Source organism: Okeania sp. SIO2B9 (assembly GCF_010672505.1).
GTDB lineage: Bacteria > Cyanobacteriota > Cyanobacteriia > Cyanobacteriales > Microcoleaceae > Okeania > Okeania hirsuta.
Genome location: NZ_JAAHGK010000870.1, coordinates 1 through 3,378 on the forward strand (window position 1 = coordinate 1; position 3,378 = coordinate 3,378).

2 protein-coding genes are annotated in these 3,378 nt (G+C 35.6%); both read right to left on the reverse strand.

Annotated elements, in window-relative coordinates; translation table 11 throughout:
* Positions 1–111 precede the first annotated feature (111 nt).
* Positions 112–303, reverse strand: a complete 192-nt coding sequence (locus tag F6K13_RS24730) for a hypothetical protein (RefSeq protein ID WP_124146548.1) — start codon at positions 301–303, stop codon at positions 112–114.
* A 1,189-nt stretch (positions 304–1,492) separates the two neighbouring features.
* The coding region (locus tag F6K13_RS24735) for a sensor histidine kinase (RefSeq protein ID WP_287288672.1) at positions 1,493–3,378 on the reverse strand (1,886 nt) is incomplete at its 5' end.

A 3,378-nucleotide genomic window follows, 5' to 3' on the forward strand; every position in this document is an offset into this window, starting at 1 on the left:
TTTACAGTTTTGTAACATTCTTTAATCTAATTGGTATTAGGGACTTGAGTTCGGATTCGGAAACTGAGAGAATGTTATTTTTTGTTTTTAACTTTTTGAGTGTGCAACAGTCTATTTTCCTTCTGTTGTTTCAATGTCATTAACATTGTTTTGACTAGCAGCAATAATCAAAGAACTTACTCCAACAAAAGCTATTATTCCCACCAAGGTAGCGATTGATAAATTTTTGATTAAAGGAGATAATTCGGAGGTATTAGGTACTCCTGAATCTTGTTCTGGTAAACGATCGGAATTGGATAGCATATTTTAACTCTAGATTTTAGTTTTGCCTAATTAGAATAAGATTATATCAAGTTGGTAATTAGTTATAGCAATCTTATTTGAGTTGTGAGATATTGTAGATTTTTAGGGAACAGGGAACAGGGAACAGGGAACAGGGAATGGGAAACACAGAAGCAATAAAATTCTCACATCTGATATCAAATCCGTTTAATTGGACATAAAAAAATTCTTCAATCGTCATAACTACGCTCATCTTTGTGATTCTCTCTCCTCCTGACTCGGTCTTTCTGACTCCTGACTCCTCCTTATATCATGTCCGGTAGCATCGGTATTGTATAGCAAAGGTAGGCAACAGGCAACAGGCAACAGGCAACAGGCAACAGGCAACAAGCAGGAAGGCAATTGAGCAAGAAAAAAACTTAAATTTCCTGTAGATATCCACGCTAACTTTTACACAAACGATACCAACGGACATGATATTATATCATGTGCCACCTCCGGGGGAGCTACGAATTGCGGACGGGTCAGTTATAAATAAAATTTAAAGACTGACAGTACCGACAGTACCAAAGAAATACTGAAATTATCTTTACTTTCCTCCAATATTTCCTCTTTTCCTCCTGACTCCTCACAACAGTTATTTATAAGTATTCAACCGTTAGCGTAGCTCCCCCGGAGGGGGAACATGATATTACTTAACTAATCTATAACTGTTTAACCGGATTTGATATGATTTCTGATTGCTATACATAGCAGTCGAAGGAAAGGGTACGGACAGATCAAAAGCTTAAAACTCAGACAATGCCAGATTACTCCTTCTTTCTTCTGCTATAAAAAAATCGGCATTGCTGAGGGGCGGTATGAATATAAGTGGGGTGGGTATCCTGCCGAGGAGTGAAAATATCAGGAACGGGAAAATATCAGGAACGGGAAAATATCAGGAACAGGCAAGATGCCCATTCTACAAAACTATTAAAATCCCAAGCGCATTTATGCAACGCCAAAAAACCATATCTTCCTCTCCTAGAAAAATTGAGCTACTATAGCACTACGGATTTAGGTTAGGACACTACTAAACCCTAAAACTTAGTCCGAGATTACTTTTGTACGGGTGAACGGCCTAAAGCTTGCGCATAACTATCGTTAACGCCCCTACTGACTTTTGACTTCTAACTTGCGCGTAGCGCTATATCGCCACTTTCGCTATCCCCTATTCCGTAGTTTTGAGAGTAATGGGTAAAGAGATAGAAACTGCAGTACCTTGATTTTTTCCAGCACTTTCTAGAGTAATATTACCTCCCATCAATTCCATCAAACTACGAGAAATTGATAATCCCAAACCACAACCACTATATGCACGAGTAGTCGAACCATCTACCATTGCAAAAGATTGAAATAGTTTATACTGTTCGCTTGGTTCTACCCCAATTCCTGTATCTTTAATAGTTACTACAACAATGGGTACTTGATCTATATCATAAGTATTAATACTTGGTTTAATCTGAACATCAATAGTAATACTACCAGTTTCAGTAAATTTAATTGCATTATCAAGAATATTTAAGAATACTTGCTTTAGCTTTTTGGGGTCAGCTTCTACAAATATGGATTTAGAGAGATTAGATTTATAGAGTTGCAGATTTTTTTGTTGAATTATAGATTGCTGAGAATCAATTATTTCATTTAAACAATCATACAAATTTACTAAATTTTTATTGACCGGAAGTTTGCCTTCCTTAATTTGCACCAAATCTAAAAGTTCATTAATTAAATTCAGTAAATGAATAGCAGATTTATCAGCTTGATGTAATAATTCAGTTTCTTCTTCTTGGCTATCACAAAAGCCATCAAGGATTAATTTTATAGAACAAATAATACTATTAAGTGGAGTCCTCAGTTCATGGGAAATATTTTTCATAAATTCATCCTTGAACTGGTCTGCCTCTTGTAAAGCTGTATTTTTGTTCTCTAATTCAACAAATGATTTTTTTAACTGTTCCGTCATTTGATTAAATCCTTGAGCTAATATTGCTAGTTCTTCAATGGGGACTTCTTTTACTCTTTGTTCCCATTTTCCAATAGATATAGAAGTTGCTGCTTGCTTTAAATTTTTGACTGGTTTAATAATCAATTCACAACTGAATAAACCAAAAATAATTGCTATTATTAATGCGATGAAACATAGAGCAATAGTAATTCGAGTATTGCCATGAATACGTTCTGTAAAATCTGCTTCGGGAATTACTACCAAAATCAACCAATCTAAACCATATTGATCGTTAAAAGGTACGACTTGTAAAAATTGTTGTTGACCATCAATATCAAAGTTAAGTAATAAATTACTTTGGATTTGATTGAGATCCTCAAACCTGTCTTTCAGGTGTTTACTTGCAGAATTAACTAAAAGATCGTTACTGTTGGAAGCATCTATTAATTTTAAATCCCCATTGTCTTGAATAAAAGGTTCAGAAGTGGCGGAACTAGCGATTAATTGTCCATAACGATTTAAAATGAAAGCTTCCCCAGATTTACTAATCTTCAACCGTTTGAGAAAGTCATGCAGTTCAGAGAAGGTGAGAGTAGCAGTGACCAAGGCGATCGCATTATCATCATTATCAATTACTGGTTGAGTCGCCATAATTTCTACTCTTTGATCAATGAGCGATCTAAACATCTCACCCCAACCTGCTTTACCTGTAGCGATACCATCTTGATACCATGGTCGTATATGGGGGTCGTACTCCGGAACTACTTTTGTGAGATTAGTCCGCACCCCTTGAGCGTTGGTAGCATATTCCTGAAGTTCTCCTTTTGTCGATTCGTCTGTAATGATGATATTAAATCTATTATTATCTTGGCGACTGACTGCGATCATTGTTCCTGATGTAGATGTAATACCAATGACACCAATGGAATCAAAAGACTGAATTTGTTGCCATAAATGACGCTCCACATCATTAATTTCTTGAATATTAAGTTGATTAAGACGAATAGCATTTACATTTAGTTGATTAACCAAATGGGGAGTCTCTAAAAAAATATTCAGTTTCTGCTGAATACGAGCTGTAATTTCGTTTTGTAACTGATTAGCTAGGA